The 18,390-nt window shown below is 59.4% G+C and carries 17 protein-coding genes and 2 pseudogenes; 7 read left to right on the top strand and 12 right to left on the bottom strand.

Annotated elements, in window-relative coordinates; translation table 11 throughout:
* Positions 1-1,050, bottom strand: a pseudogene (locus EOA33_RS06300) (hypothetical protein); the annotation flags it as partial.
* Between the two features lie 186 nt (positions 1,051-1,236).
* Here EOA33_RS06300 and EOA33_RS06295 point away from each other — a divergent pair.
* Together EOA33_RS06295 and EOA33_RS06290 are read left to right on the top strand one after the other, a co-directional pair.
* Positions 1,237-2,064, top strand: a complete 828-nt coding sequence (locus tag EOA33_RS06295; protein WP_190234213.1) for an excalibur calcium-binding domain-containing protein — start codon at positions 1,237-1,239, stop codon at positions 2,062-2,064.
* 61 nt (positions 2,065-2,125) lie between these two features.
* Entirely contained in the window at positions 2,126-2,434 is a 309-nt protein-coding gene (locus tag EOA33_RS06290) for a hypothetical protein (RefSeq protein WP_127405225.1), read from the top strand.
* Positions 2,435-2,454: 20 nt separating this feature from the next.
* Here the strand turns inward: EOA33_RS06290 and EOA33_RS06285 are convergent, their stop codons facing one another.
* Positions 2,455-3,105, bottom strand: coding sequence for a hypothetical protein (locus EOA33_RS06285; protein ID WP_127405224.1), 651 nt, complete (start codon positions 3,103-3,105; stop codon positions 2,455-2,457).
* 49 nt (positions 3,106-3,154) lie between these two features.
* A complete protein-coding gene (locus EOA33_RS06280; RefSeq protein WP_127405223.1) occupies positions 3,155-4,822 on the bottom strand; it encodes a DUF4403 family protein in 1,668 nt (555 codons plus the stop codon).
* A gap of 413 nt (positions 4,823-5,235) precedes the next feature.
* Between EOA33_RS06280 and EOA33_RS06275 the strand changes: the two genes are divergently transcribed.
* A complete protein-coding gene (locus EOA33_RS06275) occupies positions 5,236-7,314 on the top strand; it encodes a DNA/RNA non-specific endonuclease (protein WP_127405222.1) in 2,079 nt (692 codons plus the stop codon).
* Between the two features lie 70 nt (positions 7,315-7,384).
* Here EOA33_RS06275 and EOA33_RS06270 read toward each other — a convergent pair.
* Positions 7,385-7,681 (bottom strand): annotated as a pseudogene (locus tag EOA33_RS06270) (zincin-like metallopeptidase domain-containing protein); the annotation flags it as partial.
* Between the two features lie 149 nt (positions 7,682-7,830).
* Here EOA33_RS06270 and EOA33_RS06265 point away from each other — a divergent pair.
* The 4 genes from EOA33_RS06265 to EOA33_RS06250 are packed head-to-tail and all read left to right on the top strand — an operon-like array spanning position 7,831 to position 12,992.
* Entirely contained in the window at positions 7,831-8,970 is a 1,140-nt protein-coding gene (locus tag EOA33_RS06265) for a tyrosine-type recombinase/integrase (protein WP_127405221.1), read from the top strand.
* The gene (locus EOA33_RS06260; RefSeq protein WP_245482254.1) at positions 8,970-10,751 is read left to right on the top strand and encodes a site-specific integrase; all 1,782 of its coding nucleotides are present in this window, start codon (positions 8,970-8,972) and stop codon (positions 10,749-10,751) included. Before EOA33_RS06265 ends, EOA33_RS06260 begins: the two co-directional genes overlap by 1 nt.
* The gene (locus tag EOA33_RS06255) at positions 10,748-12,556 is read left to right on the top strand and encodes a hypothetical protein (protein ID WP_127405220.1); all 1,809 of its coding nucleotides are present in this window, start codon (positions 10,748-10,750) and stop codon (positions 12,554-12,556) included. Before EOA33_RS06260 ends, EOA33_RS06255 begins: the two co-directional genes overlap by 4 nt.
* Positions 12,549-12,992, top strand: coding sequence for a hypothetical protein (locus tag EOA33_RS06250; RefSeq protein ID WP_245482253.1), 444 nt, complete (start codon positions 12,549-12,551; stop codon positions 12,990-12,992). Before EOA33_RS06255 ends, EOA33_RS06250 begins: the two co-directional genes overlap by 8 nt.
* On the opposite strand, the gene EOA33_RS06245 is transcribed toward EOA33_RS06250, so the two are convergent.
* The 8 genes from EOA33_RS06245 to EOA33_RS38880 form a co-directional block, all read right to left on the bottom strand.
* Positions 12,976-13,875 carry a zincin-like metallopeptidase domain-containing protein gene (locus EOA33_RS06245; RefSeq protein ID WP_127405218.1) on the bottom strand — a complete coding sequence of 300 codons (900 nt, stop codon included), beginning with the start codon at positions 13,873-13,875 and terminating at the stop codon, positions 12,976-12,978. The genes EOA33_RS06250 and EOA33_RS06245 overlap by 17 nt on opposite strands.
* 2 nt (positions 13,876-13,877) lie before the next feature.
* Positions 13,878-14,555, bottom strand: coding sequence for an ArdC-like ssDNA-binding domain-containing protein (locus EOA33_RS06240; RefSeq protein WP_127405217.1), 678 nt, complete (start codon positions 14,553-14,555; stop codon positions 13,878-13,880).
* 381 nt (positions 14,556-14,936) lie between these two features.
* The gene (gene arsC, locus EOA33_RS06235) at positions 14,937-15,347 is read right to left on the bottom strand and encodes an arsenate reductase (glutaredoxin) (protein WP_127405216.1); all 411 of its coding nucleotides are present in this window, start codon (positions 15,345-15,347) and stop codon (positions 14,937-14,939) included.
* A gap of 25 nt (positions 15,348-15,372) precedes the next feature.
* Positions 15,373-16,056 (bottom strand): MIP/aquaporin family protein, encoded by a 684-nt coding sequence (locus EOA33_RS06230; protein ID WP_127405215.1) that lies wholly within the window; start codon positions 16,054-16,056, stop codon positions 15,373-15,375.
* A gap of 99 nt (positions 16,057-16,155) precedes the next feature.
* Positions 16,156-16,566, bottom strand: a complete 411-nt coding sequence (locus EOA33_RS06225; protein ID WP_127405214.1) for a hypothetical protein — start codon at positions 16,564-16,566, stop codon at positions 16,156-16,158.
* A gap of 264 nt (positions 16,567-16,830) precedes the next feature.
* Positions 16,831-17,277, bottom strand: a complete 447-nt coding sequence (locus EOA33_RS06220; protein ID WP_210212556.1) for a GNAT family N-acetyltransferase — start codon at positions 17,275-17,277, stop codon at positions 16,831-16,833.
* Positions 17,278-17,406: 129 nt separating this feature from the next.
* A complete protein-coding gene (locus tag EOA33_RS06215; RefSeq protein WP_190234212.1) occupies positions 17,407-17,679 on the bottom strand; it encodes a hypothetical protein in 273 nt (90 codons plus the stop codon).
* A 20-nt stretch (positions 17,680-17,699) separates the two neighbouring features.
* Entirely contained in the window at positions 17,700-18,212 is a 513-nt protein-coding gene (locus EOA33_RS38880) for a hypothetical protein (protein WP_190234211.1), read from the bottom strand.
* Positions 18,213-18,390 lie beyond the last annotated feature (178 nt).

Raw genomic sequence — 18,390 nt, 5'->3', positions numbered from 1 at the left:
CCCCAGGGGGTTATGGAGCATTCTCTGAACGGCAATGTTGCCCGCGCCATCGGCGAGCGTTCCGCTGACCTCACGATAATGCGCAAGCAGCAAGTTTATGCCGAGTGCAATAGCGGCATAGAGCAGGATGAAAACGGTCCCGACAATCTTCCCTCCCCAAGACCGATGGGTCACCCAGCGCACGCAGAAAATGGCGAAAATCAAGGCTGAGCCGATATTCACAAAGGAAAAGGCAAATGCTTCCGTGGCACCACCGAGGAAGCCTTGGTCGTTGCCCTTGGCCAAAAACGATCCGTTGAGGTACGTCTCAACCAGCAGGAGGAAAATAAGGAGCGCTACCCTGAAGAGATGAGCTGTTCCCTGCTGCAGCCTTGCAACGCGTTCCAGGCGGTGGTTCTTGCGGAAACTGGAAAGCTCTCGGGTGGCCTCGTGAAGGTCGGTACGCTTGGCATGAAGGGTATCCAAACCGACCGCTATTTCTCCCTTGAAGTCCGACAGGCTTGAGGTGTTCGCCTGCTGCAGAAGGCCGAACTGCTCCTCAAGGCCCAGGTTCGCAACGCGACCGGAGAAGAGGTGAAGCTGATCCTCCAGGATCTGATGGGCCGCCTTTTTCTCGTCCTGCACCCTTTCAACGATGGAGTGTTCGACCTCGTCGAGGGCCTTGGACGAGGACGATGGCTGGTCTTTTTCGCCATGCGCGGTTCCCTGATCGTCGAGGTCCATGTCCCGGGCAATCTTGTCGACGTTGAGACTCGGGAAAATGTCTGCCCCCACCCTATAGTCGTGGTTCGCTTCCATTATCCGATTGCGCAGCTTCTCGAGCGCTTCAAACCTCGCAGCCAACGTCTTTACCCCTACGATCGAACCGGAAAACACATGCTTGCGGCATGCCGCGCGCTTCGGCGCGCAGCAATCCCGCAATCGGCGTCTGTCATATCCGGCTTCCCCCACCCAGCAGAATGCAAAAAAACCATTCTGAATGTGCTCGATAGTACATCGACGGGCTACGTGCAAACTAAAGAGCGGCCCGACGAGCGCCCTACCGGCCATTGTCTTTCGCATCCGCGTACTTTGACTAAGCTGAGAGCTATTGCTCCAGTCCGCAAGAGTTATTGTCACACAGCGCTGACGCGATCGATTAGGTCCCGCCCATACAGAAAGATTCTCAACCCTGGGCACCCGCCAAACCTAGACCAGCGCCAATTTTGATAGCATTGTAGTGATGGGGAGAAGGGCTTGGACAAATCTCGATCTAAAAACCGCTCGGGTCAGTGGCGCAAGGGCAATGGCGTGGGTCGATCACGTGCCTGGCGTCGCGCAAGCGTGCCGTTGGGCCTGGTCTTTGTGATAATGGCTGCCGCTGCCGCCTTAGCCACGCAATCAGCTATGCAGCACACCGACCGAATACCAGACATTGGGGTTTCGAACTGGTTCGGGTCGAAGCCGGAGCCGATCGGTGGCGTCGCGTCCGTTATCGATGGGGACACGATCGAAGCCCATGGCCAGCGGATCCGCTTTAACGGCATCGACGCCCCGGAGAGCAAGCAATACTGCAGCAACGGCAAGGGATTCGACTATCCCTGCGGGCGCCGCTCAGCCGAGGCTCTAGACGCCTTTCTAGCGGCCTCCAGGCCGGTGCACTGCACCTTCGTAACTTGGGACCGATATCACCGGTTTGTCGGTGATTGCCAGCGAGCGGACGGCGTCAGCGTCGCTTCCTGGATGGTCGAGCACGGTCAGGCTCTGGATTGGCCCCGCTACAGCCACGGGGCCTATTCAGCGCAGCAGGCGAAGGCGGAGGCCGCGAAGCTCGGTCTTTGGGTCGGAACGTTTCAGGCGCCCTGGGAATGGCGGGCTGCGCACGCCGGCGATGCGAGGCCTTCGAGCCAGCCGCTCGACATCATCAGCCGCCGACAGGTAGCGCAAAGCTTTTCATGCCAGCCGCGGCGGACATGCTCGCAAATCAGCTCTTGCGACGAAGCCCAATGGTATCTCAACAACTGTCCCTGGGGTGGCAAGCTGGATCGCGATGGCGACGGAATTGCTTGCGAGACACTCTGTTGATGGCGCCGGGTAAGAAAGGGCTACCGATGCAAACGCCGTGAGGGCGGAGGGGATGAGAGAGATGGTGTTCTTTGCAACAATCGGACTTCTTATCATGGCCGTGGGCATCCCCATTGCTGCCATGTACGCCTGCGGACAGTTTGTCGGACAAAAGCCGCCACACGCGCGATTCAAGATGGCCGTTATGTTGGCGGTGGGGTTAGGCCTGTTCTCGGCCGTGGTAGGCGCATTGCTCTACGCTCGTGCCGGCGGCATGACCGTTTCCGAGTGGGTGATGCTGGCGTGGGTTTCCGGATCTGCCGTTACCGGGCAGATCGCCTTGCTGGAATTGCTGGGCCGCAAGCCTCTTTCGCCGCCCGCAACCGACTGACCGTTTCAGTCCGCTGACTCTTACTTGCCGCGGGTCGTCATCCATGGGGTCTCATGCGGTTGGCCCGTCGCCACAGCGCGCCAGTGCATCGCGAGCGCGATAATGCCCGCGAGGGTTAGCGCGCCAAAGATTGTTGGCTCAAGGCCCGGCAGCACGGTCGCATTGCCGATACACGGATCGGCCAGCTCCTTGTGAAATTCAGTGCAGATACGAGCGGGATCGTTTAGCGTCCGGAGCTGCGACCAATCCCAAAGGCTGGCGCCTGGGTCCTTTTTGCCGTCGTTCAGCATTACCGTCGCGGAGAGAAACGTACACCAGAAATAGACCAGCGCAATCGCGGGCAGCAGGGAGAAGACCGTAATCATGGCGCCTTGATAGACGCGGCCTTCACGCGAGCCCGTATCGATCCCGTCGAAGCCGACAACCGGTATTCGCTCATGCCATTTCGAGCCGGCGCGTAGGGAATAGACGCGTCCAACGAGTGAGGTTAGTGCGAGCAAAATTGAACATATCGGGATTGCGATCATTACTGCAGGCACCCTCGCCTTCATGACCAGCTTTGCACCGAATATCTCTTCCCCGCCTTGCGCGACCACCCAAGAATTCAGGGTGTAATAGAGAAGGAGCGCGCTGACCACAAACCAAACCTTGCTAAGCTGCGATTGCGTCATTTGCACCTCTTGATCGTTATGGGCGGCCACGGCTCGTTCGGCAGAAGGGCTACTGACCTACTAAATCAGCCGATAGCGCCATATCGAAATTCATTTTGAGTCGGGCACGGGCAATCAGATTTTTCGGCCCGACAGTGATGTCGAGAAGTTCAATCGACGGAGTGTCAGCGGAAATCTTCAATCCCGGAACGTTGGTATTGTGAACGGCCTTCAAAATCTCATCGGACGCGTCATTGATCTGCTTGTTGAGATCCACTTTCGAATGAGCCTCTAAATCTGCCAGGATCTGGGTTTCAAATAGGGATTGAGCTGCCTTCCAGAAGGCGTTGTCCAGGACGGTCGCGAAATGCAATTCACTGATCGAGATCGCCGTTCCAGTTCTCTCGACGCGGGGTAGCCCTGAGAGGTAAACCCAGCCGGTCGTATTCAGGAACTTACCCGGCAGCTTTGCCTGTACCTTCAAGCCAACCACGACGGAGCCAGCGCTAGGATAGAGATCAACATCGTCGATCTTGACATCGATGGCGCCTGCGGGCGTCTGCTGCTGGAAATCGCGACCCTTAAGGTTCTTTGACAGCTCGGCCAACAGCAATCCATAGGGTGCAGTTGCTTGCAGGGTGATATCGGCCTGACTTCGATCGGCTGATGTTTTACCCAATGGCGGCAGAGGCTGGGACTGCGTGGCAACTGGTTCTGCGGCAAGACTGGTCTTTGCCGCGACACGCACGGTCATCTTCATGCCTTGCGCTTCACCGACCAGGCCCGAAAAGCTCGCCGCTGTCGGCACGATGTTGAGATAGACGGGCGTGCTGTCCGCTCGGTCGATCTTGATCGAAATGGCGTGCCACTGGGCCTCAACCTTTGACCGAAGTGCGTCACAGGGCAGAGCTTTGGCGATGGCATCCTGTATCTTGGAACGGTGGTCATTGATCTGGCCGTTCAACACGTCGGCCAGTCCCAGAATGATCGGCCCTGCGCAGACTTGGGGGTGCCCCAGGTTTCCAAAATCAAGGCCGAGGCAGTTTTTGCCCACTACCTCTACCGAAGCACTGCTCACCCATCTGCCGGTTGGGGTTCCCGCGAGCACGGGGCACCACTTATCGTTCATATCGAGCTGCAGATCGAGGCCAGGGACCAGCCGAGCCTCGAAGTTCTTTCCGGAAAGCGAAAGCAGGTTGGCGAGGTCGCCGCCGACGCCGGCCTGACCGGTGACAAACAGCGGCTGTTCGACATGAACGCCATTGCCCGCCTGGGCCACGACAAGCGGGCCATCCGTTTTGATATCAGCGTGCCAATGATAGTCGGCGCATTGGTTCGTAGTGCCAATACTGGGAGCGGTAACGTCTGGCACTTCAACACAGACACGGACACCGACCCATTTGCACTCGGTATGATGTCCCAAGCGTCCTGGATTAATATGAGGAATACCGACACATCCGATGTGACCGTCTCCTTGCACCGGAACGGATTGCGGTATCTTCGATTGCGCTGCCTGCACTAGCGTCTCATACGGGATTTGCGCCACCAGGGTGAGCACGCTGTCCGTCACGGGTGCCGGCGGCACATCGGCAGTGCCACCATGGGGTGGCGCCTGGAACAGATTTTTTTCGCAGCCCGAAACGCTAAGCAAGATGAGAAGGACCGGAACGAACCGGCGAGCGGCGGCGGCAAAGTGAGCGACACGCAACTTCGTGTCCGGTCCGGTAAGCGCTGTCATGGACGTCTCCCCCAAGAATGCTCTGCACCTGCTGAAGCGGTGCGCTGAGGGTCACCGCTTTGCGATCTCTTCATGATCGAATGACCTTCAGGTCCCCCAAGCGCAGGCCGCCGAAGCGCCTGCCGCCAAAGACAACCGAACAAGCGATCCCGCCCTAGGAACTTCGCCGAGAACTCTATTCTTCACATTGACCGCACATTACTCTTTGTTGCATAGTGATGTAAGAGGAGTCTGGGGTTTTTGAAAGAAATTTCCCGATCAGCAGCGTGAACCGAAAGGCATTCGAGTGGAAGTTGTTAGCCGCTTAAACATACAGCGTCTGAACGCTAATCGTTTTAAGTCCAATCTCTCAATTACTATCGTCAAATAGAGTTCTATCGACTTTCCCTATTCCTTGGAGGGAGGAACCTACCATGGCCGCGACTAATTTGTTCGACGAGCGACGCCGCGCGGTAATGATTGCGGCTGCAAAACGATGGAAAGCACAGCCGCCAACGCCTGCGACGACGCAAGTGACGCCTTCGGAACAGGCGCGCTACGACGCTCGCCGTTCGAGCTTTGATCAGGCGAGCGAGCTGAAGGCACAAGGCCGTCTTCCGGTGTTCGTCGAGCGGAAGATAGGCCCTACCCTTGACTGGTACACCTTGCCGCCAGACGATGCTGCCCGAGCCGCTGGCCGGCCGGTCGCGCGCATCGTGGCCAACGTCGATCCCAAGGTCGATCCGGTCGGGTTTGCGACCGGGTTCATGGTCTCACCTAACGTTCTTCTGACCAACTGGCACGTATTTCCGGATCCCGGCTCGGTCCGAGGAACCGGCGCCAACTTTCTTCATGATGAGACGGCATCGGGGGTCGCCCGCGGCATCATTTTCGAGTTTGATCCGGACGCCCTTTTCTTCTCAGCGGAGGATCTCGATTTCGCGCTCGTCGCGGTGAAGCCGAAGGCGATCACCGGCGAGCTTCTCTCCTCTGTCAACTTCCTGGCGATCAATGGATCGCGGTCAAAGATCCTGCCTGGAATGCCGATCCGGATGATCGAATATCCTGACGGCGGGCCAAAACGCTATGCGATGCAGAATTGCCGGCTGCTTGAGCTGCGGGACGACGGTTTCCTCCGGTACGAGACCGACACCGAGGAAGGATCATCGGGCTCCGCCTGCTATTCGGAGATGTGGGAGGTCGTCGGTTTGCACCACGCCTCCATCCCAAAAATGCGGGGCAACACGATCCTCAACAAGGACGGTTCTCCGTGGTCACCTGGGCAACCAGACGACGGAATAGACTGGATTGCTAACGAGGGTGTGCGGATAAGCGCATTGGTCAAGGCCTTCGGCGGGCTTGTGCCGACCACGCCCGCCTCCAAGCATCTTTTGGACGAATTGCTGGCCAACACGACCGATCCCACCGATGAGGTCGCGAAGCTGGCGACGCCTCGCGCGCCAGAAGCGCTGCTATTACCTGATCCCTCCAAAATTTTCGCAAACACGAAAGGAAACGTGATGGGCGGCGTTACCATGAATTTTTCCGGACCAGTGACGATTTTCGTTGGTAGCGGTGTGCCGGCATCACAGCTTCCTCAGGCGGCGGCCGAGATCGCGAGAGACGAGGCGCTCGAGAAAGCACTTCGCTTCGACCCCAATTACGACGATCGAGAAGGCTACAACCCTGATTTCCTCGAAAACGATATCACCGTGCCGCTGCCTCGCATTTCGCAGGAGCGGGACCAGGAGATGTACAAGGAAAATGGCCAGACCGTCGTGCTCAAGTACCATCACTTCAGCCTGGCAATGAACGCTTCCCGGCGAATGCAGATGTGGTCAGCGGTTAACGTCGATTACGATCCATCGAAAAAGACCTCCAGCGGCCGCGCCTTCTTCGGTCAGGATCGTTGGGTATTTGACCCGCGAATCCCGCAGCAATACCAGTTGGGTGACCCCGATATCTACGCGCCCGCCAAACAGATTGACCGGGGCCATATCGTGCGCCGGGAAGACAATGCCTGGGGTGATACGCCAACGGAAATCGAGTTTGCCAATTCCGACACGTTTCACTTCTCAAATTGCACGCCGCAGCACGCCGCCTTCAACCGCTCCCAACCGGGAAAGCAGTGGCCGGGAGTTCAAGGCTTGTGGGGCGGCTTCGAAAATCACATTCAACGCGACTTGCAAACCGGTGACACGCGCGCCTGCATCATAGCGGGACCGATCTTGGACGGGAACGATCCGTCTGAGGATTTTGGGACCGGCGTCGTGCAGTATCCTCTTGTCTTTTGGAAAGTGGTTGCGGTCTCGGCGCGCGATACCAACGGGCGCCGGTCACTACGCACCTACGGCTTCAGGCTTTCCCAAAAGGATGTCGTCGACCGCTTCGGAGTGGAATTCGCCCCCGGCGAGTATGCACGCTATCAAGTCGCCCTGTCAGCCATAAGCGACGAGGCCGGCGTTATTTTTGACGATGTCCTCTTGCGCGCCGATACACACGCCGAGGCGTAACGAGGCACTCGGCGTGGCAGCGACGGCCAGCTGCCGCATATCTGATCTCGTCGCTCCAGAAGGCCGCCGCTCACGCGGCGGCTGCTTTGGAGGCGCTGAAACGCGCCAGATAGTCTGCGGCGCGTTGCGCGTGTGCCGCGGCGGCGAAGATCGCTCGCTTGTCCCCCTTCAGCACGGACAGCCAGTGACCGATATAGGCGGCGTGGTCATCGCGATCCTCAAGGTGCAGCCCCAGGTCGGCGCAAAGGAACGCGGCGCCCAACTCAGCAACAAGCTCCTCGCGGGAATAGCCGTCGTCTCCGAACCGCTTGCCGCCGAGATCACGGGCAAGGCGCGTGGCGTGCCGGGTCCAATGTGTCGACTCGTGTTAGGACCCATCTCCAGGGCGTCCTTTCTGTCATCTTCCTGAGCTCGAATCAGGACACTTTCTACGCTTGAGGCGCTGTTCCGCCGCTTCGCGGGGCGGGCCCGAGGGCCTGCCCCGCGAAGCGGCGGGTCGCACGAATTGGAGACCCCTTGGCCGAGCTGCTGTTCACGACTGATGAGTTTGCGCCGAATGGCACACCGTGCCCGGGCGTTCCTATGCTGCTCGATCACGAGATGCGGCTTGTCGAACCAGCTTGTGCCTGGCTGTTGCATATCGCTCTGGTGCGGGGACGAACGCGCAGTCGGCAGACCTGGCGCACCTATGGAGAAGCCCTTTATGACTGGTGGCAGACGCTCGAGGCCAATGAATGGATTTGGGACGAAATCGGCTTAGCCGAAATCGCCGCTTATCGGGATAGAATGCTCTCTCGTCCAAGCGAACACACTGGACGTGCATACGCGCGCAGCACGATCAACGGTCGTCTCAGAACAATGGCCCTCTTCTATCGCTGGTGCCTCGGTGCAAATCTTGTTCGCCACATACCGTTTACGGTAGATGAGCTGGCTCTATCTCGAAGCCGCCCCCAGGGCTTTCTGGCACACGTTGATGCGACTGGCGGAAGGCAGCTGGTCAACGAATTGACGGTTCGGCAGCCTCCGACACTGCCACGACCACTCTCGCCCGCCGCAGTGCGGCAAGTGATGAGCCGTGTGGGCACCAGAGACCGATTGATTGTCGAGTGGGCTGTCACAACCGGTATGCGCCGGATGGAAGTGGCCGGATTAAGACTGCGATCGCTTCCACGGTCCAGCGAGGATGCCTTGGTACCCATCAAAATCGACAGGACGAAGGGTGGCAAAGCGCGCACTGTCTATCCGCCACTGCCATTGGTCGATCGGACGATTGCATACTTGCATGAGGAACGGGCGGTCGCTGTCCGGCGCGCCAAATTGCGAGAAGCCGGCTTTGTTGAGCCCGATACGGTCTTCCTGACGGAAGCTGGCGGCGCGATGACCGCTCGCCGAATTGGCGCGATGTTCAGCACCTCGGCCGCAGCGGCAGGTGTGGCGACAAGCTTCCACGCCTTGCGCCATACATATGCGACCGCAATGCTGCGGTTCCTCCAACGGCGGGCACAAGACGAACCAGATCTCAACCCACTTCTTACGCTTCAGGTAATCCTGGGGCATGCCGATCTCGCCACCACAGCGATCTATCTGCGCGTTCTGGCGACAGACCTGAGCCTGGTGGAGGCAACTGTCGACGAACTCTATGAGGCTCTTCTGTGATGGTACGGCGGCGCAAGAATTATCGCCTCGATCGGTCACCCATACCGCTCATTGGCGCGCCCGGTTCTCTGGTGGTGAACTTCCTTGATCCGGATGGTCGGGCGGAAAATTGCTTCGACTTCTCTGTTCATAAAAGGGCGCCGCAAGTCGCCGCCGAAATCGCACTTGCCTTCCGCTATCATCATGCCGGCCACAGCCCGGCAACCCGCGTCGGAGACTTCCACGCCCTGCGTAAATGGTTTGCGTTCCTGGATGCGCACGAACCAGGCATAGGATCGATGAGCGATGTCGACACTGCGGTACTGCGTGCTTTTATCACCTGGCTCGACGCCAAACCCTGGGCGAAAAGTACGCGCCATTCCGCATGGTCCGTCGTCAAGCAGATGGTTGGCTGGCTGAAGCGAAACCGGCCCGATCTCGTCGCTTCCGATCTCGAAATCCCGTTCAATGCCTTCCCCCGCAAAAATGCGGAAACGCCCCCACGGGCGGTGCTCAGCAGATCGGAAATAGAAGCTGTGTTGGCGGCCGCGAGAAAAGACATCGAGGCGAGTTGGGACGCCTTCCGTATGGGGCAAAGCCTTCTATCGATGGTCGACCGGCGGCATATTGCGCAGGAGCGCGATCTGAAACGGCTCGATCTGGACGATCTAGGCGTGATGCTCGCGATCATCGTTGAGCAGTATGGTGGGCTGGTGCCGCGCCAGAGCGTGATGCTGGAGCGTGGCGCGAATCGTTCGCGATTGCACTTCGCGACGCTCAGGCATGGCGGCAGCCCGAAACTTACCGGCCATCTTCATATGATGCCCGAAACGCTCATCCCCTATATGATCGCCATCGGAGCGCAGACCTATGCCAATCCCGAAGCGTTGCGAGAGCTGCGTCGTGATTGCATGAGCGAGCATCTGCTTCTTGACGGGCGTTCGGTCATCAGATGGTCCAAAGGCCGTTCCAATCGAGTGCAACGCCGAAGCTTCCTTCGTGACAAAACCCTATCGGTGCCCAACCTCATCGACAGGGTTCTGCAGATGACGTCGCCGTTGCTGGCACATGTGCCGGCGCAAGATCGTGAGCGGCTCTTTGTGGTAGAGACGGTATATGGGTCGCGTACCGTCAGCCTGATACCTCCCTATCTCATGAGCAAGCACGTGCGTCTGTTTGCGCAACGGCACGGTCTTACCGACGACAGCGGCCAGCCTCTCTCTTTGACATTGGCCTCCTTGCGGGCGACTGGCCTCACTTTGGCGCATGAAGCACTCGGGCACGACATCCTGAAAACGCAAGTGTTGGCCAACCACGCCACTCCGGATACAACGCAGCGCTATATCGACCGACCGATCGTGCGAAGGGCTCAGCAACGCATCGTTGGCAGTCTTCAGGCGCAGTTCGTCGATCTCGTTCGCGGTGCTAACAGCGCTGATGATGAGAGATCTGATGCCTTGGCAATCGATGCCAGTCATGCCACGGCTGGTGGCTTCATTTGCAAAGATCCCTTCTCCGGTGTTGGAGAGGGTCAAAAAAGTGGCCGCCTATGCACGGCCTGGCTGGGCTGCTTCACCTGTCCGAATGCTGTTATCCCGCTTGACGCGGACGTCCTGGGGCGGTTGTTGTCAACGCGCGATGCGCTCGTTGCAGCACGTCAGACATTGGCGCCGGATCGCTGGCGGCTCCTCTACGCGCCGAAACTGGAAATCCTCGAGAACGACATCTTGTCCCGCTTCTCGCCGGAGCTTCACCTGGTCGCGTCCATGAAAACGGCGCCAGCTTTGCCGCTGATTGAATGAAAACGCATCCCGCCGGAAATCCTGTCGTGGTCGGATGGGCTGAAGCGCCGCTCTCGCCTTGGAGTCGCTTCGGCGACGATGAGTGGTTGCTGGACATCCGCACCGCCGGCCGGCGGCCCGACCAAAATAGAGTAAGCTGGGCGGTAGAGTTGCCGGAGGGAGCTGTCATCAGCGAAACGGCATGGCGCAGCCTCCATCGGACGGCAAAGCAGTTCTTATGGTCGATGGTCACCAACCCACCGACCGGTCGCAAACGTTTGTCACCGAGCTCCGTGCACAGCAAGAGCATCCCGCTACGAATCATGATCCGGTGGATGGCCTTCGATGGGCTGGAAACGTTCAGCGCCATCGATGTGACCGCGGTAGAGCGCTTGCGCGCTTGGCTGTTGGCGCGACCGGGATACAAGGCAAAGTCTGTACGTCCTAACACTATCGTCAACTACATCGTAGTGCTCAAGGATCTCTATCGACAGCGAGCCAAGCTCGATGATGCCCCGCTGGTAGACCCTCTGCCGCAAGAGACCACCTATGAAGCGGCAGGCTTGACGCCAGCGACGCGCGGCTCGATTCCATTCATTCCCGACGCCATTGCGATCTCATTGTTGAATACCGCGCTTCAGTGGGTGGAGGAGCATGGTCCGACAATCGTGAGAGCGGAGACACTGCGTCGCGAAGCGTGGGCATTGGGAGGGATCAACCAGCGCTCGTCTCATGCTCGTAAGGCCTTGCAACGTGCAAACCTGAAAGGTCCCGCGGGCGAAGGCCTGCTCGGAGCCTATGCGGTCCGCCATGCGGTTAATCATCTTGTCGAAGCCTGCTACATCGTCATTGCCGGCTTCGTCGGCATGCGCGTGAGCGAAATCCTCTCGATGGAGACCGGGGCCATCGATTACCATCCGATCGGCGAGACTGGAGTTGCGCAAGCCTATCTCGTGGCCAGGCTGTTCAAGACTGTCGACCAGCATGGTGGGCGAGTTGAACGCTGGATTGCTCCAGAACCGGTGGTAAAGGCAGTGGAGTTGCTCGAACAATTGAGTGCACCCCTACGCGCGGCCTCCGGAAGGCGTGAGCTCTTCCTCGTCAAGAATACCCAGTATGGCGAGATTGTGCCCGTCACCCAGATGCATATCGGCTGGCGGATCAATGATTTTGCTCGCCACGTCGGGGTGCCGCTGCACGAGGGAGAGCCTTGGGCGTTCAGCACGCACCAGTTCCGGAAGACCTTTGCGCGATTCATTGCCCGAAAGGACAGGTCGCAGCTTCTTGGCCTCGCCGAACACTTCAAGCATGCATCGGTCGCCATGACCGCGCGCGGGTACGTCGGCAACGACTTCGATCTTCGCGAACTGATCGACCACGAAAACCGGGCTGAAACGGCGACGGCGTTGGAAAGGATGCTGCTGAGTGATCGACTTGCCGGTCGCATGGGCGAGCGAATCGCAGCGAACAACGCGCGGTTCCGGGGGCGAGCGGGTGAGCAGGTACGCCGGGATTACATCGAGTTCGTTCTCACCGATACCGATCTGCGCATCCATGCCTGCGACTATGGTTGGTGCGTGTTCCAGCGGGAGACCAGTCGTTGCGGCGGCGAGGTCGGTCCCAGCGAGGCGGGCCGGAGCCCGGCCGTCTGCCTGGGTTGCGCGAACATGGTGATTGAGCCGCGCCATGCGCCTTACTGGCGAGACCGTCGAGACCGAAATCTGAAATTGCTTCCCAAGGCTAGCACGATGACGGCCGCTGTTCTGACAGAAGCGATCGAACAGTGCGAGACTGTCCTGAGCAGGATCGGAGAACATGATGGTTGAACCACGCTCCCCTTCGGCTATGTCGGCGGCGCGGGCCTATCGTGCGGCTCTGGCCCGGCTCGTTCGTGGCGAAGGTCGCCATCCCGATCATCAAGGGCGTATCGTGAGAATCAGCCCTGCTTCAGTTGCACGTGAGGCGGGAAAAAGTCGAAACCCGCTCTACACGACACATCGGGACATCCTCGATGAAATCGAGGCCGCCGCTCAGGGACCCGGGCCTGCGAAGGATTTAGCCGAAAAGGTTCGCGAGCTGGAGGCCGAAATTGCCCTCTTGCGCGCCGATGCCAGACGTCATGCGGAAGAAAGGCGTGGTCTGGCAAGCCAAAACCTTGCGTTGTTCCACAGGGCAAGGACGGCGGAGGGGCAATTGGCGTCGCTACAGCGGCGAGCTGCAATGGCGCCCGCCGCCGAGCCGTCGGCTACGCGGCGGCGCTGAGTTCGGCCGAAGGTTGCTGCGCGTGCATCCAATCGACGGCCTTCTGAGCCCTGCTCGCAGCTGCAAAGATGGCGGAAGAATCATTGCGAAGGACCTTCAACCAGCTGGCAATGTAAGCCGCGTGATCGGGCCTCGGGCGAGCCGAAATCGATAAGTCAGCGAGTACCATCGCGGCCCCCAAATCGGCAATGACCTCCTCCATGGCATAGGCCTCAGAACCGAAACGACCTGAAAGGTCTCGGTCGAGCCGGTGCTTGGCTCCAGTCGCATGAAGGCCTTCATGAAAAAGGACGCTATAGTGCGACGCGCTGTCCTTGAAGTCGGCGATAACCGGAATATGCACCCTGTCGGCAGAGGGGAGGTAATATGCCTCGCTGCCGCCGAAGACGGTATTGATCCCGAGATTGGCGTAAAATGTATCGGCTTCGCTGATGCGGTCGTTGCCTAAACGGGCGACAATTGGCTCAGGCTCATATCCGTCAACTTGAGCGCAGTTGAACACCGAATAGCCACGCGCAAAAAGCATGGTGCGCTCCGAACCGTCGGTGTCGGCCTCACTCCCTTCGTCAGACTTGCCGCGAACCGGGCTCCAGAAGACGACCGTCGTTGATCGCTCGCCTCCGCGGACCTGGGCACCGAGGGCTTGCCATTGGCGATATGTTCCCCACACGCCTCTGGGATAACCCGCGCTTTGCGCTGCTGCCCAAAGCGTGAGAGTGTTCACACCGCGGTACGGCTTTCCGGAGGCAATATTTGTAGGTCGTGACGTCGCCGTTCCATCATGGTGCCACGGCATAACGAACTCACCAGCGCCGGCTTCAATCGCCGCGATGATCGCCTCGGTGACTTGAGCGTAGACGCCTGCGCGCTTCTGAGAGGTCATGATCATGCCCTCCCTGCTTGCGCTGCAACGGGAAGGACACTTGCGGTGAAACCTACTTCGTGGGCGATTGTTGCATAGTACGCCTGCGCATCCCGGAAGGCCTCGAAGGCAGGCATTTGGATAAAGTCGAGAGCCGGGCTGTAGTAGGCGCAGTCGCCGCCGTGACGGATGTCCGCGCGCGTCGCGGCGAAGAAGGCTTCGGCATGGGCAATTCGCTCGTCCGGGTTGCGGACATTTTCGGCGCGGGCATAATAGTGAGCCGGCAGATCGTCGACCTGCTCGACATTGAAGACCGTGTAGGCCTTCAGGAACGGGATGAAGTGCTCGGCCTCACCGCCGGTGGCCTCGTCGGTCTCGGTGCGCCGCAGGGTGTCGGCATAAACGACGGGAGAGCCCTTTTCGCCCTTGCGGACACGACCGCCCAGCTCGATGGCCTGCTTGAAGGTCATCCAGATCGGCGCGGCATAGTGCCCGGTCATCGCGGACGCCCAGAGCGTCAGGACGTTGATGCCGGCATAGGGCTTGCCGTTGTGGCGAAGCGGCCGAGAGACGTGGCCGGCGGCATGGGCGGCACTCCAGGGCTGCGTCCAGGGTTTCACGCCCTGCTCGAGGGCTTCGATGATCTGGTTGGTGATGCGGCTGTAGACGTCCTGCCGCGGGGTTTCGTTGGTGTCCGACATGACCTTGCTCCTTTTGCGTCGGGTTTTTCTCAAGACGCGGAGAAGCAGGGCCGGGCGATTGAGCCGGCCGGTCAGGCCCTAACACGGTCCCGCCTTCCCGGCGGGAGTGGTGCGGGCGGGGTTTGACCGGGCGGCGCGCCTGGCCGATATCGCGGCAAAGATTGAGAAAACCGTTGCAATGGGCAGATCGCCGGAACGCCTACCCGCGCGGCAGGGAACTAGACAGGAAGCGCTCCTGCAAAGGCAGGCAGCACGCGCGTCAAGGCAAATGGACGTCGCTACAAGAGACGAACGCTGCCACAGCCGTTTTCAGGTACGAGCCCATGGCTGGCCTATGCGACTGGGAAAACGATGACGATCTGGGCGAGAGCCCCGCGACCGCTACTTTGGCTGTGTATAGTCGACCTTCTCACCGTCTTCTTTGACGAAGTCGCGCACCGGATGGTCGAGCAGCGCCAGCACCGCTTCTGAAGGCCGGCAGAGGCTTGTGCCCTTCGGCGTCTCGACGATCGGCCGGTTGATGAGGATGGGGTGGGCGAGCATAAAACCGACGAGCTCGTCGTCGCTCCATTTCGGATCGGCAAGCCCAAGCTCGGCATAAGGCGTGCCCTTCTCCCGCAACAGCTCACGCGGGGTGATACCCATCGCCGCGATCAGCTCAAGCAGCCGTTCGCGACCCGGCGGCGTCTTCAGATATTCGATCACCACCGGCTCCTCGCCGCTGGCGCGGATCATGGCGAGCGTGTTGCGCGAGGTGCCGCAAGCGGGGTTGTGGTAGATCGTGATCGTCATGACTTGCCTTTGAATGGTGGGGCTTTCAGTGGCTTGATTGCTGAACGGTTTCGGGCCTGAGCAGCCAGCCCATCAGCGCCAGCCCGATCAGGGCCCCGAACAGCTCGGCGACGACGAAGCCCGGCAGATCGACCGGCCTGATGCCGGAAAAGGTGTTGGTGAGCGAGCGCGCCACCGCGACGGCCGGATTGGCGAAGGACGTGGAGGCGGTGAACCAATAGGCGGCGGTGATGTAGAGGCCGACCAGCCACGGCACGGCCTTTTGCTCGAACCGAAGACCGGCGAGAATGACGGCGATAGGCCCGAATGTCGCTACAGCTTCGGAGAACCATTGCGCGGGGCCTGCACGTAGTTTCGTCGCGACCTCCAGAACCGGCAGGGCGAACATGAGATGCGCCGCAAGCGTGCCGGCGACACCGCCGACGAGTTGCGCCAGCAGATAGGCCGGAAGATCGCGGGCCGGCAGCGTCCGGTTGAGGCAGAACACCAGCGAGACAGCGGGATTGAAATGCGCGCCGGAGACCGGCCCGAGGATGGTGATCAACACCACCAGCATGGCGCCGGTCGCCAGCGTGTTGCCGAGCAGCGCCAGCGCCGTGTCATGCGTCAGCGTCTCGGCCATGATGCCGGAGCCGACTACCGTTGCGACCAGGAGGCCAGTGCCCAAGGCTTCGGCGGCAAACCGACGGCGAAGATCGAAGGTTGTCATTTCATATTGCTGCCTGGTCCCCGGGATTCGCCTTTGATTGGACCGTTTCCGCGGCCAAAATGCCCTGCACCTGTTAGAACGGTCCTTCCGGAGTAAAACCTATAAAATCACGATACCCAGGTAGATGAGGGTAGATAGCGCGAAAGGCAGCCATTTGGATTCAATATTTAACCGTCTCCCTATGGCTTTATGCTGGTCGGCGGAAAGGCCGGCCAATTCCTGCAGGTCGGCAAGCGTGTCAATCACTATGGCATCAATCTTCGACAACATGAAAAAATAGAGGCTCCAGCTGACAACGAAGGCAGACGTTAGGCCGATAAGAACAAGGTAGTCTGGCCAACTCCAACTGGACAACTGCCAAAGCGGGCGCAGCATTTCACCCTTAGTCTGGTCTCGTTCGATCAACCAGGCTCCGAATCCAAGAACGGCACCGAGCGCCGCGAGGATGATGAGGCGTCTCGTATCCATGTTGCGCTTAAAAAGGTCGAAATAGATGTCAGCCGGATCCACCAAACTCACCTCCTTTGGCTAGGCTGTCGGCGAGAAGCCTGACCGACTGCGACAGGCGCTCGCCTGAGCTGCATACCTGGCTGAAGCACCGCGAAGACATGTCTATAGCCCCGGATCAGGCGTTCCAGCAGCGCATCTATCATATGTCGCTGCTTGGTGCGAACGTCATCATCTTGAGCGCTTCTGGCGCGTTGCGGCACACTTATTTTGCGTGTTCGTTTTCAGCTGATTCATTGGTTCTGCCTGGTAAGAGCAGGGCCAACGTTACTGCCCTTCTTTTCCAAGCGAGAAGCGGTATACATTGCTGTCACGTTTCTGAAATCCAAGCCTTTGGTAAAGCCGGTTTGCAGCCTCTCTGGATGGGCGGGAAGTCAGATCGACGGTCTTCGCTCCCGCGGCTCCTGACCGAGCGAGCGCCTCGCGAGTGAGGGCTTCGGCAATTCCTTGTCCGCGATAAGCCTCGTCAACGACTACGTCCTCGATGATTCCGCGCACCCCTGTGGGAATGCGGAAGACTACAAGAGTAAGCATACCGACAATCTTCTCGGAGGCGCGTGCGGCCAAGACGATGGTGGCCGGAGAAGCCACAATCTCTCCAAGTTCACCCTTGCTAGGCATCCTGGCTGATGATGACAGCTGCCTCACCAGTTCTGCGAACGCCTCAGCGACCGCCGGCGTGATCGCAATTACTTCTTCTATCTCAATCTGCAATGAGAACCCGCCCCCTGCTTCGACCATCGCAACGCGAAATTACCCACCGTGCGAATGACTGCAACGGCCTCCGCGCCGGCACCAAGAGTAAGGTTTGATCAATAGTGTCCAACGCATATAGCGCTGGGCCTAACGCGCTCTAATAAGCCGTCCGCTTCTCTCCATCACGATTATTGCTGTGCCGGTTTCGGCATATCCAATTGCAGCCATCCGCTGAATGCAGATATCGCCGTCGACACGTACGTCGAATAGAACCGATCCTCCGGTTTTGTCCGCGGCGTCAGCCACGCGATCACCGAACGGTTGGTGCACGCCCTCGCGATCGCCGAGTGACTGCTCAAACAACGCCAGTTCAACATGCTCCGCCACCATGACTGCCAGGGTGCGCGCCGGCTGGCGCAAGCAGCAATAGCAAGCGCTGGTTATCCACACTTCAGCCGCCACTCCGCAGCCGATGCGGCGTCGCAGTCGCGCTGTTCGCCGGCGCTACCTTCGCGTGTCCGCCCGGTGCTCAAGCCCTTTGCTGCTACTCGCCGGACTTTTTCCCAGAAGCCTCTTTGTCTTCGCCAGCTAAAGTAGCCGAAGTTAAATTTCGAGCGTTTCGGCTTGCTGGAAATTAGGGTCTCCGTGGATAGACCCGCAAGGCTTTTTGGGTGGTGCAAGGAAGACGAATGCTTGGACGTGGATTGATTAGAGCGTTGCGCCAGGACGACGCTCGACAGGTGCGCGCGCGCATTGCCGAACTGGAGCGCGACCTCATGACGACCACGCCTTTGGGACGCCATCGACGTTTCGAAGCCGGCCATGAACTTCGCAAGGCGAAGTTCCGCCTGGAGAAGCTCGAAGAATGCATCGGCCAAATACCGGAGAGCTCTGGGCGATAGCGGAAGCTTCGCCGGTTCCCATCCTTGCTCGCCGAGGCTGACAGCGTTCATTCCCCGTCATTCAACGTTCCTGAGTCAGTCTTTCTGCCGAGCGCGCCGGCCACCGCCTGATACATATGGCCGACCGGGCTCGGCTGTATGGAAGGCTGTCGATGGGCCGAGCTCCATCGACGAGTGCCATTTGCTATTCACCCAACGCTGCGCCGCGTTTGGACACCTATGCCTGTAC

The organism is Mesorhizobium sp. M4A.F.Ca.ET.050.02.1.1 (assembly GCF_003997725.1).
GTDB lineage: Bacteria > Pseudomonadota > Alphaproteobacteria > Rhizobiales > Rhizobiaceae > Mesorhizobium.
The sequence above is the reverse complement of the archived record's forward strand: the minus strand, read 5'-3'. Positions and strand labels throughout refer to the sequence as shown.